Below are 16,096 nucleotides of genomic sequence, written 5' to 3'. Positions count from 1 at the left end.
AGCCGAAGAGCGGATGCCCAGGCATCCGCTCTTCGTTGTTTTCGCCGTATGGCCTTCGGCCGCGGTTTGCCGCCGCGGGGCCGTCAGTAGACGTTGATGCCGTGGTCGTAGAGCACGGGCGCCGGGTCGATGCGGACGCCCTGCCAGACCTCGAAGTGCAGGTGGCAGCCATCGGCGAGGCCGGTCCTTCCCACGTAGGCGATGACGTCGCCGGCGTTGACCCATTGTCCGTAGCCGACGTTGAAGCCGCCGGTCACGATGTGTGCGTAGGCTGTGACGATGCCGCCGCCGTTGTCGATCTTGATGTAGTTGCCCCAGTCGGGGGTGTACGAGGCGAAGATGACGGTGCCCGACGCGGCGGCGTAGATCGGCGACCAGCATCCGGCCGCGAAGTCGATGCCGCGGTGGCCGCTCGAGGTGCAGCCGTTGGCGCCGCAGATGCTGCCGCGGTCGCCGAACCACGAGCTGATGTAGCCCGACGCGGGGCGCACCCATCCGCCCGAACCCGTCTGACCACCCGATCCGGAGCTGCTGCCGCCTCCGCCTCCGCCGCCTCCACCGCCACCACCGCCACCGCCGTTGTTGGCGTTGTTGGCGGCTTCCTCGGCGGCGCGGCGCGCCTCTTCGGCGCGCGCGGCGGCCTCGGCGGCCAGGCGCGCCTCTTCGGCCTTGCGGCGCTCTTCGACGCCGATCTGATACTGGGCGACCGTGGTCGCGGTCGTGTCTTTCAGCGCGGCGAGCTGGGCCTGCAGGGTGTCGAGGTTGGCGTTCTGGGTGTCGAGCGCCGCCTGCGCCGCGATCGCGGCATCCTGAGCGGCGGTGGCCTTCTCCTCGGCGATCTTCTGCAGCCGATCGCGCTCGTCGCGGGCGATCTGGGCCTGGTTGCTGAGGTTCACCGCGTTGTTGCGCGCGCCCACGGCGTCGGCGTAGACGCCCTGGTTGGCCTCGACGAGGCGATCCATCGTGCCGAGCTTGGCGAGCAGATCGTCAGCGGAGGCGGCGGAGCCGGAGAAGAAGAGGTCGAGGGCGGCGTCGTCGCCGCCGGAGCGGTACTGCTGAGCAGCGAGGCGGCCGAGCTTGCGGGCGGTTTCGGCGGCGCGCGCCGTTTCGGCGTCGGCCTGAGCCTGCAACGAGGTGGCCTCGTCGAAGGCGGTCTCGTATTCGATCTGGGCGGCGGTGAACTCGGCGGCGAGGCGCTCGGCCTCGGCCTGCTTGGCGGCGACGTCGGCCTGCAGGCTCGCGATGAGTCCCTCGATGCGGGTGACTTCGGCGGCCTTGGCGGATTCGTTGTCTTTGGCGCGCTGCACGTCGTCCCACGACGGATAGTCGGCGGCGAAGGCGGCGGTGCCGCCGAAGCCGACGCCGAGACCGATCGCGCCCAGGGCGCCGAGTCCGATGGCGCCGAGGCCGATCGCGCCGCGGCGCGAGAGGGGGCCGCGGAGGGCGTTCAGCTCACGCGGGGTCGGCGCGCAGCCGCAGTCCTCTGCAGATCCGGCTTCGTCCGTCACCACGTTCCGCCTTTCGTCGTGCCCGCGATACCACCGCCGGGCGTGCTGAGGTCACTCTGACACCACGAGCCACACTAACAACATTCGCACCGGAGGCACAGGTGTCTCACGGTCGGCGCGCGGGTCAGCACCCCTGGCATCCTCCCCCTCTTCACGCGCGCAGCGCGCACCCCACGCCCTCGATTTCCGAATTGGCCCGCTATCTCTTATGCTTGAGCGTCGGTAAGAATGAGCCTCCGGGTTCGCTCGGCCCCATCGTTTAGCGGCCTAGGACGCCGCCCTTTCACGGCGGTAGCACGGGTTCGAATCCCGTTGGGGTCACTCCACCGGCAGACAATTTAACAAGCATGGCCCTGTAGCGCAGTTGGTTAGCGTGCCGCCCTGTCACGGCGGAGGTCGCGGGTTCAAGTCCCGTCAGGGTCGCTCCGAGCGACGGGCCCTTTGTCTTCAGAGGGCCTTTCGTCTAGGACGCGGCAGTTCGTTTCACGCACGCCGCGCGGCTCTGTAGCTCAGTTGGTAGAGCGCACGACTGAAAATCGTGAGGTCACGGGATCGACGCCCGTCGGAGCCACACGGACCGTCGTTACAACGGTCCCAGGAACCCTCGCGAAGCTTCTATTCGCGGGGGTTTCGCTTTTCCCTGGTGAGGGGCAGTTTCCGCGTCGCCCCTTTTGGGTCCCTGAGCCTGTCGAAGGGCCCGGTGACTGAGCGAGGATAGCGAGACGCGCGACGCTCTGAAGTGGGCCGTCGGAGGCGTTGTGCCGGTATTGTGCCGGTTGGACCGCACCATCAAGCGCCCATCCGCTAGGTTCTCCACCAGGAGAGCCCATGAGCACGCACAACTTTGAGACGCTACGGAGCGCCGTCCTCGACGCCTCTGTTGCCAAGCGTTGGGCGCAAGCCGTCGAGGAGTGGCAGGTCGTGGGAGTCGAGGAGGACCCTCGAGGTACGGGCATCTGCGTCTGCGGCAAGACCAATCTGGTGTACCTCTACACCATTCACAACGAGCGGACGCGCGAGACTCTGTTTCCAATCGGAAGCAGCTGCGTCAACCTATTCGAGGTCGAGGAGCTGAACGTCAGCGTCGCTGTCCTCCGCCGGCTGTTCGATCTCCGCGCGTCGTTCAACTCCGGACGACCCGTGATCCTCACCACTGAGCACTTTTCGCGGGCAGTTCTTGCTGACCTCTGGCAGAACGGGGCGTTTCCTCCGAACGAGTACAACCGCTCGAACGGAGACAACGACTACAAGTTCTTGCTCGACATGTTCAACCAACGCCACGATCCGACAGAGAAGGAACGTCGCAAGATCTGGGTCCTGATCAATCGAGTCATCAGGCCTTTCGTGATGGCTGACGCACGCCTCGGGTAGCGTTCGAAACTCAGCCGGAGCGTTTGTTCCTGTTTTCGGGTACAAATGCTGTATGTCCGGTTCCACCATCGCAAAGCTCGGCGCGATCGCCGCAGAGCGCTGGGGCATGGTCACGACCGCGCAGGCGGCCAACGCCGGCATCTCTCGCAAGACGCTCTCAAGCCTGACGACTTCCGGTGCCCTCGAGCGTCTCGCGCAGGGCGTCTATCGGATGGTCGGCGCACCGGCTGCCATGCTCGAGATCGACCCCATCAGAATTCACTGGCTCGCTCTCGGGGGCACGACATCCTTGATCGCGGCGGGAAGGTCGGCAGCGGCGCTGCATGAGGTCGGCGACTGGCTCCCTGGAGCATCCGAGTTCGTCGCAGCCACTCGACGGACCACGAGGATTGACGGGGTCCGAATCCGGATCAGGTCGCTGGAGGTCAAAGACACCGTGTTCGTCGACGGTATGCCGACCATGACCGTCGAACGGACGATCGCAGACCTCGTCGAATCGCGGGAAGACCTCGCCCACGTGTCCGATGCCGTCGCGCAGGCGATTCAACGAGGGACTCTGCTACGTCCGGATCGACTGAAGGAGATGCTCGAACCGCTGGCCCACCGATACCGGGAGCCGTCGGGGGCCGCGCTCGTGGAGCGACTCAGCGAAGCAGTGCCAAGGTAGGTCAGAGGCCAGACAGGTTCACTCGAACCGCGACGACGTATCCTCCGCGGAACAGCCGGTGGCACTTGCGTGCCCATCGCGATGGATCGTCGTGGAGCCACAAACGCCCACCGGGCATCGCGCGGTCGAGAATCGGGAGATCCTCCAGCGGAAGGCTGCCGGACACCGTGTAGGTGTTGAGTTCCACAATCACGGTCAGCGTTCCAATCACGCGGCGCACGGCGCTGCCGACGATCCGTTCGCGGAACTCGATCTGCACCATGGCAGCGTCTCTATCAGCCGTCCGCGTTCAGGTCGCGGAGCATCCCATCGACGAGCTCGATCATCTGATCAAAGTACGCAGCCTCGGCGACCGACACGGCGGTCTCATGATTACCGAGCAACAACGTTCGATAGTCCTCGAGCGCACCGACCATCAGCGTCTGCTTCATTTCGCCAACTAAGTCCGTGGGCCGCCTCTCACTCGCCATCGGAGTCTCCTCCAAGAACCACCCAGACCCGCTCCCGCAGCTCGCTGAGATTGATGGGCTTCCCCGCGAGCTTCTCGAGTAGCTCGTCGAGGCCCCACACGACCATGCGTCCAAACCTGGCGGAGTAGATGCCCACTCGGCCGACGCCGTAGGTGTTAGAACGGTCGAACAGGACGTATCCGACCAATTGCAAAAGGTCCTGGATCCGCAAGGTGTCCGATCGTCCTCCCTCCCGCTTGACCTTGTCGCCGAGCCTCGTCTTGAGATCCAAGAGCAGATCACCCGCAATGATGTCGGCGTCCGCAGCGCACAACGTAGACCCGTCGAAGATCGGCCCGATGCGGAACGGCCCCGCGATGTTTGGAATCAGTGCCGTCTCGGCAAGCGTGACGAGAGAGTCCAGTTGACGCAGCGCGTCCTCCGAGGCCAGCTCAAGCAGGTGCATGGCATCAAATGTGGCGTCCTTACGCAGCGCAGCCAGCGGCGATCCCCCGGCAAGCCCGATCCTGTATACCTCTGTGAGCAGCGACAGCGCCCACGACGCCCGGAAGACAGTTGAGCGATCCCCGATCGACTGCGCGACCTGAGCTGCCACGATCATTGCGTCGATGTTGGCGAGGCCATCCTCGTCGCCAAGGAAAGCCAACCGTGCGAGGTCAGCGCTGTAGGAGTGATCCAGCCGGAACCGCGTGGCGTAGTCGAAAGCGCCGCCCAGTGTGCCCGGGTTCGACGACCCGCCTTCGACCCGGAGGGTCGGCCGCGCAGCGCGATACTCGGCCTGGATCAGACGCGTGTTCGGGAACTCCTCGGTCAGCAACTGTCGAAGCGGCGAGGTCCGATCGCTGATCGCGGCCGTGAGACTCGTGTACCGGTAGGGGCCAACGTTCGTGTTCATCGTGTCTCGCCTTCGGTCGCTACTACTCGGGTTCCGCCCAGCAGGCGGTCAAGTGCACCGTTCGCTCGCACGGCGGCATCCGACCGCGCACGGCTGTATTTCTCGGTCACCTGCATCGATGAGTGCCCGAGGATGGCCTGGACGTCGTTCGCGGCCGCCCCTGCGTCGAACAGCAGCGTCGCGAGTGTGTGGCGAAGGTCATGGATGCGCAGATCCGGACGCTCGAGCCTGGATCGCAGCCCATCCCAGTCGACGGCCCGCCGAACATTCGAGGGATTGAGCCGGCCGCCCCGAGCACCGGTGAACACCAGCTCATTCCGGCCGAGCTCGTCCAGGCGTCGCACCAGGATCGGGCGCAGCGCAGCCGGAAGCGGAACGGTGCGCTGCTTGTGGCTCTGTGGCGACTGTTCTCTCACCTTGCCGCCTCCCGCCTGCGAGAAGCTCCGCCGCACATTGATGACGCCGTGATCGAGATCGACGTCACTCACTCGCAATGCACTGGCCTCTCCCGTGCGCATCCCGGTGTAGACCAACGCTGCGAGGTAGTCGCGATGCGGCCCTTCGCCTACGAAGTCGAGCATCACCCTGACCTCGGCCGTGTTCAGCGCTCGCGACCGAACACTCTCCGGCCGTTCGGGCCGGGGTCGGCGAGCCAGGCGGACAGGATTCGCGACGATGATCCCTGCTCGAGCCGCACCTTCCAGCAGGCGGCTGAGCAGCGCGAGTGCGTCGCGGCCCATCGCGAGTTCCATGCCGCCCTTGCGATCGATACCCCAGACCTCGACAAGGCCGGAGTGGATCGGCTGCACAAGACCGAGGAGGAGGCCCCAGACCAGGGAGGCCTTACCGCTACCCGAGGACCCGGCGACCAGCGTGTGAGGGCCAAGCGGCAGACACCACTCCTCTCCCCCATCCTTGACGCCCATGAGAACGGATGCTCCGTCCCAAGTGCCGCCCAACGGAAAGCTGAAGGGCTCGGCGAGAGCGTCGACGTAGTCGATACGCAGGGCGAGCTCGCCGAGATGCGCGCCCGTGACGGTGACCCGGACAGCGTTGAACGCCTGAGCGATGCGGCCCGACGCTGCGACGAGGTCTTCACGAGCCAGTCCAGCCGGTATCGAAACCGGCAGTATGCACGTGTCCCCATGCCATGTCGGCCGACCCGCGCCCGTGACGAGCTTCTGCCCGCTGTAAGTCCTGACCTCTAGTCCGAGCTGCACCGCGAGGGATGGCCAGACTCCGGTTATCCAGTTCGCCATCTGGGACTGCCAGAGGTCGCGCTCCAGCGTGGCGAAGCGACGACTCGCGATCGCTCGGCGAACCACCACGATTCCGATCGCGACAACGAGTAGCCAGTTGATGAGCTGTCCGATGAACGGGATCGCGTTGAACACCGTGAGCACCACGATGAGCACCAGCAGCCACCAGCCGCGCTGCACGAGGACTGGAATCTCCGTCGCCCAGTACGCGCGCTCGAGACGCCATGACCACGTCATCATTCACCGCCCCTCGGCTTACTAGGGGCCTTCATCTCCCTGGCGCGGAGCGAGAACGCGACACGGGGACGTCCGCCGGTCTCCTGGATGTACGGGGTCACGAAGAGCCCGTCGAAGACCACTGGCCGGAACGGGAGGCCGTTCGCCTCAGGGGGAAGCTGCGGTTCGAGGACGCTCGCGAGCTTCACCGTGATCTCGTTCTGTCCCTTCCGCGCATCGGGATCAGCGTCGATCACGCGGACCTGCCATAGAGGGTGACCGGTGTTCTTGTCGAGGTCCCGCCCGTGGGGCTGCCCGTCTTCCCACTTGATGACCGGGGTGACCTCCCCGATCGCGAACGCGCCGACCGGGAAGTACGCCTCGAAGCTAACCGGGATTCCTGACTGAAGTGCCATCGCTGGCGCCTTTCAACTAGAGATGGTTGCCTTACGTTTGTCACAGTACTTTGCCCCTGTACTTTGCGTAAGTACTTTGCAACACGAGATGCCGTACTCTGATCGGGTGGGCAAGAATCTGAATCAGCTACAGATACCGGCACCTGTCGCCGGGCTCCTTGCCAACCTCACGAGGGTCCAGACAGACCCCGCCGCAGACTTCGAGCGCTCGGTACCGCCTCGTTGGACACCGACGGCCACAGACCTTCCCGAGGACACGACAGAAGAGTGGCTCCAGCGCGTCGCCGGCGTCAGCACCGAATTGGCAGACCGCTCAGCGGATGTTCGCGCGTTGCTGACGGCCTACAGCCAGGTAGTCGCGGATCCGCGTCCCGAGCTGTCGATGCTCGCCAAGTGGCAACGTGTGTCCCCGAGCGCCCTACGGCACCGGTACAACGAGCAGCACGTACAGTCGGTGCGCGAGCTGCTCAAGCCTGAGCCCCTGATCGATATTGTCCTTGAGCCGTTCATCGCGGTGGTCGACAGCGATTTCAAGGGCATCAGTCCGGAACTGGACGAACAGCTGAGCCTCCGTACCCGCATGCGCAGCATCGTCTCCGACGAGTTCGTCGCCCTCTTCGGTGAGAACGCCCCCAAGCAGATGGGCTTCGTGCGAAATCCGGCCGACGAACGGATCACTCGCCCAATCGACGACCTCTCCGGGTTCATGAGCACCGCTTTGAAGCGCCGCGAGCCCGATCTTCTCCCTGTCTTCGACGCATGGCACGAGCGCTTCGAGACCCGCCCGATCAAGCCCGAAGATGTGAAGGCCAAGGCCACCCGCGTCCGCCGGTCAAGCGCATGAGCCGAGCTGTGAGGACTTTCTTTACTCGTTCAAGGCCGGCCTCCGGCCGGCTGTGCGGCTGGGTGCGCCGCGCTGCGGTGCGTCCGGTCCTCGCTTCGCTGCGGTCCGGGCGCTCCTCGGCGACGCTCCCAACCGCGAGGCGATTGGGCTCGCCGACACGCTCAAGGCAGGCTGAGCAAGGTCCGCGGCCTGCTTCGAAGGCTGACCTGGCGACATGGTGCCGGGAGATAGATGGGATGGCTGTGCTCTGATGGCGATGAAGAAGTCCGACCTCTACAGCTCGCTGTGGAGCAGCGCCGACGAGTTGCGCGGCTCGATGGATGCCAGCCAGTACAAGGATTACGTCCTCACGATGCTCTTCGTGAAGTACGTGTCCGACAAGGCGAAGGCCGATCCGTTCGCCCTCATCGAGGTGCCCGCCGACGCGTCGTTCGATTACCTCATCTCGCTCAAGGGCAAGTCCGACGTCGGTGACAAGGTCAACGTGGCCGTCCGCAAGCTGGCGGACGCGAATAACCTCCAGGGCGTCGTCAACAACGCCGACTTCGACGACCCGACCAAGCTCGGTTCCGGCAAGGACCTCGTCGACAAGGTCTCCAACCTCATCGCGATCTTCCAGGAGATGGACTTTACTGGCTCCCGGGCCGAGGGCGATGACCTTCTCGGCGACGCCTACGAGTACCTGATGCGGCACTTCGCTACCCAGGCCGGCAAGAGCAAAGGTCAGTTCTACACGCCTGCCGAGGTGTCGCGCGTCATGGCGCAGCTGCTCCAGATCCCAGCGAGTACACCGAAGGCGGCGACTCTCTACGACCCGACCTGCGGCTCGGGTTCATTGCTGATCAAGGCCGCCAATGCCGCCCCGAACGGCCTGACGATCTACGGCCAGGAGAACGACAACGTGACGTGGGCGCTGGCGCGGATGAACATGATTCTCCACGGCAATGAGACTCATGACATCCGCCAGGGGAACACACTCACCAAGCCGCAGTTTCTCGTCGGCGAGCACCTGATGACGTTCGACTACCTGGTCGCCAACCCGCCGTTCTCCGTCAAGACGTGGACGAATGGTTGGGAGAAGGACTTCGGCCGGTTCGACGGGTTCGCGACCCCGCCCGACAAGAACGGCGACTACGCGTTCCTCCTGCACATGGTGAGGTCGCTGAAGTCCACCGCCCGCGGCGTCACCGTCATGCCCCACGGCGTGCTTTTCCGAGGCAACGCCGAGGCCACGATCCGCAAGGCCCTCATCAAGCGCGGCTACATCAAGGCGATCATCGGCCTGCCCGCGAACCTCTTCTATGGCACTGGCATCCCCGCCTGCCTCCTCGTGCTCGATAAGAAGGACGCCGCCAACCGCACCGGCATCTTCATGATCGACGCGTCCAAGGGGTTCGAGAAGGACGGTGCGAAGAACCGACTGCGCCCGCGCGACATGCACAAGATCGTCGATGCCTACGTGCGCGAGGCCGACATTGCCCGATACTCCCGCTTCGTGCCGAACAGCGAGATCGAAGACCCGAAGAACGACTTCAACCTCAACATCCCGCGCTACATCGACGCGTCGGAGCCTGAGGATATCCAGGACTTGCGCGCCCACCTCCAGGGCGGCGTCCCCGACCGCGACCTCGATGACCTCCAGCTCTACTGGGACGCGTTCCCGGGCCTGCGCGAGGAACTCTTCAGGCCCCTGCGTGAGGGGTACTCGGAGCTGATCGACGGCACGAGCGGCATCGAATCGGCCGTGATGGGCTCCAAGCAATACCCAACCCTCAACGCAGGGACCTCCGGCCAGGTTGACGACTGGTGGCAGGCCAGCCGCGCGGCGCTCGAAGGCATCGACAGTACGACGCGGCCGAATGACCTTGCCACCGAGTTGGGCGAGTCGCTGCTCGATGCGTTCCGCACGCACCGCCTGCTCGATGAGTACGCCGTCTACGAGCAATTCATGAGCTATTGGAACACTTCGATGCACGACGACGTCGCCCTCATCGTCGGCGAAGGCTGGGACGCGGCGGCCAAGCCCCGCGCCGCGCGCACCTGGAAAGACAAGAACAACAAGACCAAGTACGATGACGCCCATCTGGTTTTCGGGACCGGAGCAAACGCCAAGCGTTGGGTCATGGACCTCATCCCGCCGGGTCTCGTCATCGAACGCTACTTCGCGGCCGAGAAAGAAGAGTTGGAGAAGATCGCCGCCGACCTTGAAGCCGCCGGCCAAGCAATCGATGAGTACACCGAGGAGCACGCTGTCGAGGACGGCCCGCTATGGGACGCCGTCGAGGACGATCGGATCACCGCGACAACTGTCAAGAACCGGCTGAAGGTCGCCAAGCCGGAGAACGCTGACGCCGCGGAGATCGCGGCATTGAACGCCCTCACGAAGCTCTACGCCAACGAGTCCGCCGCCAAGAAGGCTGTCAAGGACGCCGCCGCCAAGCTCGACGAGATGGCCCTCGCCCAGTACGGCGAGCTCACCACCGACGATGTCAAGGCCCTCGTTATCGACGACAAGTGGGGTGCCGCCATCGCGGCTGGCATCGCGAGCGAACTTGTGGCGGCGGTGCAGAAGTTCACGACGCGATTGCGTGTCCTCGCCGACCGATACGAGGCGACAGTAAGCGATCTCGACGCCGCGTTCGAAGCCCTGAGCGCCAAGGCCGCGGAACACCTTGCGGCGATTGGGGTGGGTGCCGTATGAGCGCTTCGAGCGTGCGACGCCTGGGTGACCTAGTCAAGTTGACAAGTGGGCAAAGCCCGTCGGGCTTCAGTTTCGGGGCCGCTGGAAGCCCCTACTTCAAGGTCGACCAGCTTGGGAAGTCGACTAAGTATTTGACAAGCGCGGAGACCCCGTACATCTCCGACGAGGTGCCGGTCGTGCCGCCAGGCAGCGTTCTGATCGCGAAGCGAGGGGGCGCGATCGCACTGAACCGCGTGCGCATCCTCAATGAGCCAGGGTTCATGGATACGAATGTCATGGCTCTGACACCCACTCATGAGCTAGAGACGGAGTACCTGTTCTACTGGCTGTCCTACCGTGGGCTCTGGGACATCGCGGACGTGACGTCCGTTCCGCAGATCAACAACAAGCACATCATTCCGCTACAGATCCAGCTGCCCGGCAAGCGCGAGCAGCGCACCATTGCCGACGCCCTGGGAGATGTCGACACGCTCATTGCCTCGATCGAGCGGCTGCTCTCGAAGAAGCGGGACATCAAGCAGGGGCTGATGCAGGAACTCCTGACCGGCCGCACCCGCCTCCCCGGCTTCAGCGGCGATTGGCAGACGCGGTCGGTCGGTGACCTCGCCCAGGTCAGGGCTGGCGGGACACCATCGACCTCCGTTCCGCGGTACTGGGGCGGAAAGATTCGCTGGATGAGTTCCGGAGAGATCCACAAGAAGAGAATCACCGAGGTGGACGGGCGCATTACCGACGACGGCCTTCGCGAGTCCGCCGCGCAGCTCCTTCCGGTGGGAACTGTGCTCATGGCGCTTGCGGGCCAAGGAAAGACCCGCGGCACAGTCGCCGTGTCCGAGGTCGAACTTGCGACCAACCAGTCGATCGCTGGCATATTGCCGAGCGGCACACATGACCCCGAGTTCCTGTACTACAACCTGGATACCCGATACGACGAGCTCCGGGGGGAGTCGGCTGGTGACGGCGGCCGTGGAGGGCTGAACCTGACGATCATCAAGAAGCTTCGCGTCTTGATGCCAGGGATTGAAGAGCAGCGCGCAGTCTCGGGAGTCCTCCGCGACGTTGATGCCGAGATCGGGACGCTGACACGGCGTCTTGAATCGGCCAGGAACATTAAGCAGGGGATGATGCAAGAGTTGCTGACGGGGCGGACCCGGCTGGTGTCGGAGGTTGCAGCGTGAGCACCGTCGGTCAGATCGAACGTAAGACGCAGAACCGTGTCGTTAGGCTGTTCCGTGAGCAGCTCGGCTACACGTACGGTGGCAACCGCGCGGACCAGGACAACTCCAACATCGACGAGGCCCGTCTGCGCGCCAGCCTCGCCAGCCGTGGGTACGACGAGGAGATCCGCAACCGCGCTGTCTCCCAGCTCCTAACGGCGGCCTCGCTCGGCGTGGGGCAGAAGCTCTACGACGGGAACCGCAGGTTCTACGAACTTCTCCGCTACGGCGTGAAGGTCAAGCGCGACGTCGGTGAGGTCACGGAGACTGTCTGGCCAATCGACTGGACGAACCCGCTGGCCAACGACTTCGTCGTCGCCGAGGAAGTCACGATCAAGGGTGAGCAGACCAAGCGCCCCGACATCGTGCTCTACGTCAACGGCATCGCCCTCGGCGTCGTCGAACTGAAGCGTTCCTTCGTGAGCGTCAGCGAAGGCATCCGTCAGAACATCGGCAACCAGAACCAGCACTTCGTCCGCCCGTTCTTCACCACCGTCCAGCTCCTGTTCGCAGGCAACGATGTCGAGGGTCTTCGGTACGACGTGATCGAGACGCCTGAGAAGTACTGGCTTGAGTGGAAAGAGCCCGTCGACGAGCCGAACCCGCTGGATCGCTCACTGATTCAGATGTGCTCTAAGGGGCGGCTCCTCGAACTCATCCACGACTTCATCGTCTTCGACGCAGGGGTGAAGAAGACCGCCCGTCACAACCAGTTCTTCGGCGTCAAGGCCGCCCAAGAGCGGGTTGCCGACCGGGAGGGCGGCATCATCTGGCATACCCAGGGCTCAGGGAAGAGCCTCACGATGGTGTGGCTGGCCAAGTGGATTCGCGAGCACCAGGACGACGCCAGAGTGCTGATCATCACCGACCGAACCGAACTCGACGAACAGATCGAGAAGGTCTTCGGCGGAGTCAACGAGAAGATCTACCGCACAACCTCGGGCGCGGACCTCATCGGCCAGCTCAATCAGACCCACCCCTGGCTCATCTGCTCGCTCATGCATAAGTTCCGTGGTTCCGACGATGATGCCGAGGTCGATAAGGACAGCGAGGCGTTCCTCGCCGACTTCCACGCGAAGATCCCCGCAGGCTTCTTTGCGAAAGGCAATCTCTTCGTATTCGTCGACGAAGCCCACCGCACCCAGAGTGGCAAAATGCACCGCGCGATGAAGCAACTCCTGCCCGACGCGATGTTCATCGGTTTCACCGGCACGCCCCTATTGAAGGCGGACAAGGCGACGAGCATCGAGACGTTCGGGTCGTTCATCCACACTTACAAGTTCGACGAGGCCGTGCGCGACGGCGTCGTCCTCGACCTGCGCTATGAGGCGCGCAACATCGAGCAGGAGCTGAAGGGCTCGAAGCAGGTCGACACCTGGTTTGACACCAAGACCAAGGGGCTCACCGATCTGTCGAAGGCGCGCCTGAAGCGGAAGTGGGGGACCATGCAGAAGGTCTTCTCAGCCAAGGCGCGCGCGGAGATGATCGTCCAGGACGTCCTGCTCGACTTCGCCACCCAGCCGCGGCTGGTGTCGGGACGCGGCAACGCGATGCTCGTCGGCGACAGCGTCTACCAGGCGTGCAAGTTCTACGAGCTGTTCTCGCAGGCCGGATTCAAGGGTAAGTGCGCGATCGTCTCCAGCTACGTCCCCAACGCCACCGCGATCTCCAAGGAGGACGCCGGCGAGGGCGACACCGAGGAACTGCGCAAGTACGAGATCTACCGCAAGATGCTCGCCGACTACTTCGGCGTGCCCGCCGATGAGGCGGTCGGTCGGATCGAGGAGTTCGAGAAGGAGGTCAAGAAGCGCTTCATCTACGAGCCCGGGCAAATGCAGCTGCTGATCGTCGTCGACAAGCTGCTGACCGGGTTCGACGCGCCGAGCGCGACCTACCTCTACATCGACAAGAAGATGCAAGATCACGGCCTGTTCCAAGCCATCTGCCGCGTCAACCGGCTCGACGGCGACGACAAGACCTACGGCTACGTCATCGACTACCGCGACTTGTTCCAGTCCTTCGACAAGGCGATCACCGACTACACCTCCGGCGCGTTCGAGGACTATGCCAAGGAGGACGTCGAAGGTCTTCTCAAGGACCGAATCGAGCAGGCTCGCGCTGACCTGAACGAGGCGCTGGAGAGGATCCGGGCGCTCTGCGAGCCGGTCAAACCGCCGAAAGAGACGCTGGAGTACCAGCACTTCTTCGTCTCATCCGAGCCAGGCGACGCCGAGCAGATCAAGGCCAACGAGCCCAAGCGAGTCGAGCTGTACAAGGGCGTCGCGGCACTCGTGCGCGCGTTCGGAGCGCTCGCCAACGAGATGGAAGTCGCTGGGTACACCCTGGCTGAGGCGAAGTCGATCAAGGACGAGGTGGCGCACTACGTCGCTGTACGTAACGAGGTCGAAGTCGGTGCCGGCGAAAACATCGACGTGAAGCAATTCGAGGCAGGCATGCGCGCGCTCCTCGACACTTACATCCAGGCCGACCCGGTCGAGAAGGTCGCCACCCTCGATCAGGGCCTCGTGCAGCTCATCGTCGAGAAGGGCGTGAGCGCGCTTAACGCACTGCCCGACGGCATCAAGAACAACCCCAAGGCTGCAGCCGAGACGATCATTAACAACGTCCGCCGCACGATCGTCGACGAGCGGGCGATGAACCCGAAGTACTACGACAGCATGTCGAAGCTGCTCGACGACCTCATCGACAAACAGAAGCAGGATGCTGCGGCTTACGCAGAGTACCTCAAGGATCTGGTTGCGCTCGCCGCCCAGGTGGGCACGGGCGCGTCCACGGAGACCTACCCAGGGTGGGCATCAACGCCCGCACGCCGATCCCTTGTGGACTTCCCATGGCCGACGGGCATCGTCATCGAAGTCGAGAATGTGTACCGCACCGTTCAGAGCCAGAAGGAGCACGACTGGGTCTCACACCGTATGAAGCGCAAGGCACTCGCGCGCGTCCTCCACGACGCGTTGCCGGCTGGGTTCCCGCTCGCGACGATCGATGACCTCTTGACGCTTCTTGGGCAGCACGATGAGTTCCGCTAGCGCTTACCTCACGGTCGCAGGCCTTGGCGTCGACGTTGTTTACAAGGACATCAAGAACATGCATATATCGGTCTACCCGCCGGTTGGCCGAGTGCGGGTGGCAGCCCCTCAAGCCGCAAGTGAGGACACGATCCGGCTCGCTATCGTGCAGCGCCTGCCCTGGATCAAACGACAGCGGGAGGAGCTGCAGGAAGCCGACCGCCAGCCCAAGCGCGAAATGGAATCCGGCGAGACTCATTATGTTTGGGGGCAGCGATATCGGCTCGACGTCTCGCGTACGTCCGGCAACCACCATGTCGAGATCAAAGGTCAAACTCTCTGGGTCGTTACCCCCGAGGGATCGGACGGAGACGAGAAGCGAGCGACCCTCGACCGCTGGTATCGACGTGAGCTGAAAGCTGCGATCCCGGAGCTGCTCGCCAAGTGGCAGCCGATTATCGGGGCCAAAGCCAACAAGATCGTGGTGCGCCGCATGAAGACCAAGTGGGGCACTTGCATCGCAAGTTCAAGGACGATCTGGCTCAATCCCGAATTGGCGAAGAAGAACCCCCGGTGCCTGGAGTACATCGTCGTCCACGAGCTGACTCACCTCCACGAACGCACCCACAACGACCGCTTCGTCGCCCTCATGGAGCAGTTCCTACCTGATTGGCGCTCTCGACGGGACGAGCTGAACGACGCTCCGCTCGCTGAGGAGGACTGGAGGGTAAGGTGAGCCTCGTGCGACCCGCTGCGTGACCCTCGTGTGTGAGCACAGGCAAGTGTCGACCGGTATCACGAGCCACGCTAATGTGCTTGTATCCGTGAACTGCTGGAATCACGGGCCGCCGACGTCTCGATGCCATCCGGAAAGAGGATTCATGACAACGAAGTTCCAGATGCAACAGGTACAAGTCCTGGCCGAACGTGCGTCGCAGAAAAAGATCGATTACACGCGCCACAAGTGCTTCATCTCGTATCACGTCGCTGACCTGACAGAGGTCGAGACTTTTGTTACGGACTTCGGTTCCGAATTCATCCCGCGCTCGGTTGGAGTCACGGAGGATGACGACTTTGTCGCGAGCGTAGACACCGACTACATCAAACGGCGCATACGTGAGAAGTATCTCGCTGACTCGACGGTAACTATTGTCCTTCTCGGCACGGGAACTTGGGGTCGCAAGTTTGTAGACTGGGAGATTTCTTCTAGTCTCCGTAACGACACGGTGAATAAGCGAAGCGGCTTGCTTGTCATCCCGCTCCCCTCGATGAACAACAGGGCGACGCTGCCCGATCGAGTGAAGGACAACTGGGTCGCTAGTAACGCGGCAGCATCGTACGCGAGCTATCGCTCGTACCCCACGACGTTAGCGGGGCTCCGAGACGATATTGAGGCCGCATTTCAGGCGCGAAGTTCCAAGGGGCACCTTGTGGACAACTCGCGTGCGCTCCGGCAGCGCAATGCTAGCTGATGATTAGCTGCTAGGAGCGAGATGGCCGCTA

14 protein-coding genes and 3 tRNA genes are annotated in these 16,096 nt (G+C 63.6%); 11 read left to right on the top strand and 6 right to left on the bottom strand.

Features of this window, described 5'->3' with window-relative positions; genetic code table 11:
• Nucleotides 1–83: 83 nt before the first annotated feature.
• Entirely contained in the window at nt 84–1,511 is a 1,428-nt protein-coding gene (locus FHX68_RS10320) for a M23 family metallopeptidase (RefSeq protein WP_174799178.1), read from the bottom strand.
• A 245-nt stretch (nt 1,512–1,756) separates the two neighbouring features.
• On the opposite strand from FHX68_RS10320, the gene FHX68_RS10315 reads away from it, so the two are divergent.
• The 5 genes from FHX68_RS10315 to FHX68_RS10295 all read left to right on the top strand — a co-directional run bounded on the left by FHX68_RS10315 (nt 1,757) and on the right by FHX68_RS10295 (nt 3,546).
• Nucleotides 1,757–1,829 (top strand) — tRNA-Glu (locus FHX68_RS10315).
• A 28-nt stretch (nt 1,830–1,857) separates the two neighbouring features.
• A tRNA-Asp gene (locus FHX68_RS10310) sits at nt 1,858–1,931 on the top strand.
• Between the two features lie 75 nt (nt 1,932–2,006).
• Nucleotides 2,007–2,079, top strand: a tRNA-Phe gene (locus FHX68_RS10305).
• 257 nt (nt 2,080–2,336) lie between these two features.
• Nucleotides 2,337–2,879, top strand: coding sequence for a hypothetical protein (locus FHX68_RS10300; RefSeq protein ID WP_141381137.1), 543 nt, complete (start codon nt 2,337–2,339; stop codon nt 2,877–2,879).
• A 52-nt stretch (nt 2,880–2,931) separates the two neighbouring features.
• Nucleotides 2,932–3,546 (top strand): type IV toxin-antitoxin system AbiEi family antitoxin domain-containing protein, encoded by a 615-nt coding sequence (locus FHX68_RS10295; protein ID WP_141381138.1) that lies wholly within the window; start codon nt 2,932–2,934, stop codon nt 3,544–3,546.
• 1 nt (nt 3,547) lies between these two features.
• On the opposite strand, the gene FHX68_RS10290 is transcribed toward FHX68_RS10295, so the two are convergent.
• The 5 genes from FHX68_RS10290 to FHX68_RS10275 are packed head-to-tail and all read right to left on the bottom strand — an operon-like array spanning nt 3,548 to nt 6,802.
• A complete protein-coding gene (locus FHX68_RS10290) occupies nt 3,548–3,808 on the bottom strand; it encodes a hypothetical protein (protein ID WP_141381139.1) in 261 nt (86 codons plus the stop codon).
• Nucleotides 3,809–3,821: 13 nt separating this feature from the next.
• Nucleotides 3,822–3,977: a hypothetical protein gene (locus FHX68_RS15230; protein WP_170214271.1), complete on the bottom strand. Its 156-nt coding sequence runs from the start codon at nt 3,975–3,977 to the stop codon at nt 3,822–3,824.
• A gap of 28 nt (nt 3,978–4,005) precedes the next feature.
• Nucleotides 4,006–4,911 (bottom strand): hypothetical protein, encoded by a 906-nt coding sequence (locus tag FHX68_RS10285; RefSeq protein ID WP_141381140.1) that lies wholly within the window; start codon nt 4,909–4,911, stop codon nt 4,006–4,008.
• Nucleotides 4,908–6,407, bottom strand: coding sequence for a tyrosine-type recombinase/integrase (locus FHX68_RS10280; RefSeq protein WP_170219062.1), 1,500 nt, complete (start codon nt 6,405–6,407; stop codon nt 4,908–4,910). Before FHX68_RS10280 ends, FHX68_RS10285 begins: the two co-directional genes overlap by 4 nt.
• Complete coding sequence (locus FHX68_RS10275; protein WP_141381142.1) at nt 6,407–6,802, bottom strand: plasmid replication, integration and excision activator; 396 nt, start codon at nt 6,800–6,802, stop codon at nt 6,407–6,409. Before FHX68_RS10275 ends, FHX68_RS10280 begins: the two co-directional genes overlap by 1 nt.
• Before the next feature lie 106 nt (nt 6,803–6,908).
• Between FHX68_RS10275 and FHX68_RS10270 the strand changes: the two genes are divergently transcribed.
• The 6 genes from FHX68_RS10270 to FHX68_RS10245 all read left to right on the top strand — a co-directional run bounded on the left by FHX68_RS10270 (nt 6,909) and on the right by FHX68_RS10245 (nt 16,065).
• Nucleotides 6,909–7,646, top strand: coding sequence for a hypothetical protein (locus FHX68_RS10270; protein WP_141381143.1), 738 nt, complete (start codon nt 6,909–6,911; stop codon nt 7,644–7,646).
• A gap of 250 nt (nt 7,647–7,896) precedes the next feature.
• On the top strand, nt 7,897–10,347 hold the full coding sequence (locus FHX68_RS10265) for a type I restriction-modification system subunit M (RefSeq protein ID WP_141381144.1): 2,451 nt from the start codon (nt 7,897–7,899) through the stop codon (nt 10,345–10,347).
• Nucleotides 10,344–11,525 (top strand): restriction endonuclease subunit S, encoded by a 1,182-nt coding sequence (locus FHX68_RS10260; protein WP_141381145.1) that lies wholly within the window; start codon nt 10,344–10,346, stop codon nt 11,523–11,525. The genes FHX68_RS10265 and FHX68_RS10260 overlap by 4 nt, the downstream gene beginning before the upstream one ends.
• The gene (locus FHX68_RS10255; RefSeq protein WP_141381146.1) at nt 11,522–14,614 is read left to right on the top strand and encodes a type I restriction endonuclease subunit R; all 3,093 of its coding nucleotides are present in this window, start codon (nt 11,522–11,524) and stop codon (nt 14,612–14,614) included. The genes FHX68_RS10260 and FHX68_RS10255 overlap by 4 nt, the downstream gene beginning before the upstream one ends.
• Nucleotides 14,601–15,329: a M48 family metallopeptidase gene (locus FHX68_RS10250; protein ID WP_141381147.1), complete on the top strand. Its 729-nt coding sequence runs from the start codon at nt 14,601–14,603 to the stop codon at nt 15,327–15,329. Before FHX68_RS10255 ends, FHX68_RS10250 begins: the two co-directional genes overlap by 14 nt.
• Before the next feature lie 145 nt (nt 15,330–15,474).
• Nucleotides 15,475–16,065, top strand: a complete 591-nt coding sequence (locus tag FHX68_RS10245) for a TIR domain-containing protein (RefSeq protein ID WP_229661607.1) — start codon at nt 15,475–15,477, stop codon at nt 16,063–16,065.
• Nucleotides 16,066–16,096 lie beyond the last annotated feature (31 nt).

It is taken from the genome of Microbacterium lacticum (assembly GCF_006716815.1).
Taxonomy (GTDB): Bacteria; Actinomycetota; Actinomycetes; order Actinomycetales; family Microbacteriaceae; genus Microbacterium; species Microbacterium lacticum.
Note: the sequence above shows the minus strand (reverse complement) of the source record. Positions and strands in the feature narration are given on the sequence as shown.

What these genes read in the sequence shown, in the direction of transcription:
- FHX68_RS10295 (WP_141381138.1), top strand. Translation starts at nt 2,932, where the DNA reads ATGTCCGGTTCCACCATCGCAAAGCTCGGCGCGATCGCCGCAGAGCGC.
- FHX68_RS10245 (WP_229661607.1), top strand. Translation starts at nt 15,475, where the DNA reads ATGACAACGAAGTTCCAGATGCAACAGGTACAAGTCCTGGCCGAACGT.
- FHX68_RS10250 (WP_141381147.1), top strand. Translation starts at nt 14,601, where the DNA reads ATGAGTTCCGCTAGCGCTTACCTCACGGTCGCAGGCCTTGGCGTCGAC.
- FHX68_RS15230 (WP_170214271.1), bottom strand. Translation starts at nt 3,977, where the DNA reads ATGAAGCAGACGCTGATGGTCGGTGCGCTCGAGGACTATCGAACGTTG.
- FHX68_RS10290 (WP_141381139.1), bottom strand. Translation starts at nt 3,808, where the DNA reads ATGGTGCAGATCGAGTTCCGCGAACGGATCGTCGGCAGCGCCGTGCGC.
- FHX68_RS10260 (WP_141381145.1), top strand. Translation starts at nt 10,344, where the DNA reads ATGAGCGCTTCGAGCGTGCGACGCCTGGGTGACCTAGTCAAGTTGACA.
- FHX68_RS10265 (WP_141381144.1), top strand. Translation starts at nt 7,897, where the DNA reads ATGGCGATGAAGAAGTCCGACCTCTACAGCTCGCTGTGGAGCAGCGCC.
- FHX68_RS10275 (WP_141381142.1), bottom strand. Translation starts at nt 6,802, where the DNA reads ATGGCACTTCAGTCAGGAATCCCGGTTAGCTTCGAGGCGTACTTCCCG.
- FHX68_RS10280 (WP_170219062.1), bottom strand. Translation starts at nt 6,407, where the DNA reads ATGACGTGGTCATGGCGTCTCGAGCGCGCGTACTGGGCGACGGAGATT.
- FHX68_RS10285 (WP_141381140.1), bottom strand. Translation starts at nt 4,911, where the DNA reads ATGAACACGAACGTTGGCCCCTACCGGTACACGAGTCTCACGGCCGCG.
- FHX68_RS10300 (WP_141381137.1), top strand. Translation starts at nt 2,337, where the DNA reads ATGAGCACGCACAACTTTGAGACGCTACGGAGCGCCGTCCTCGACGCC.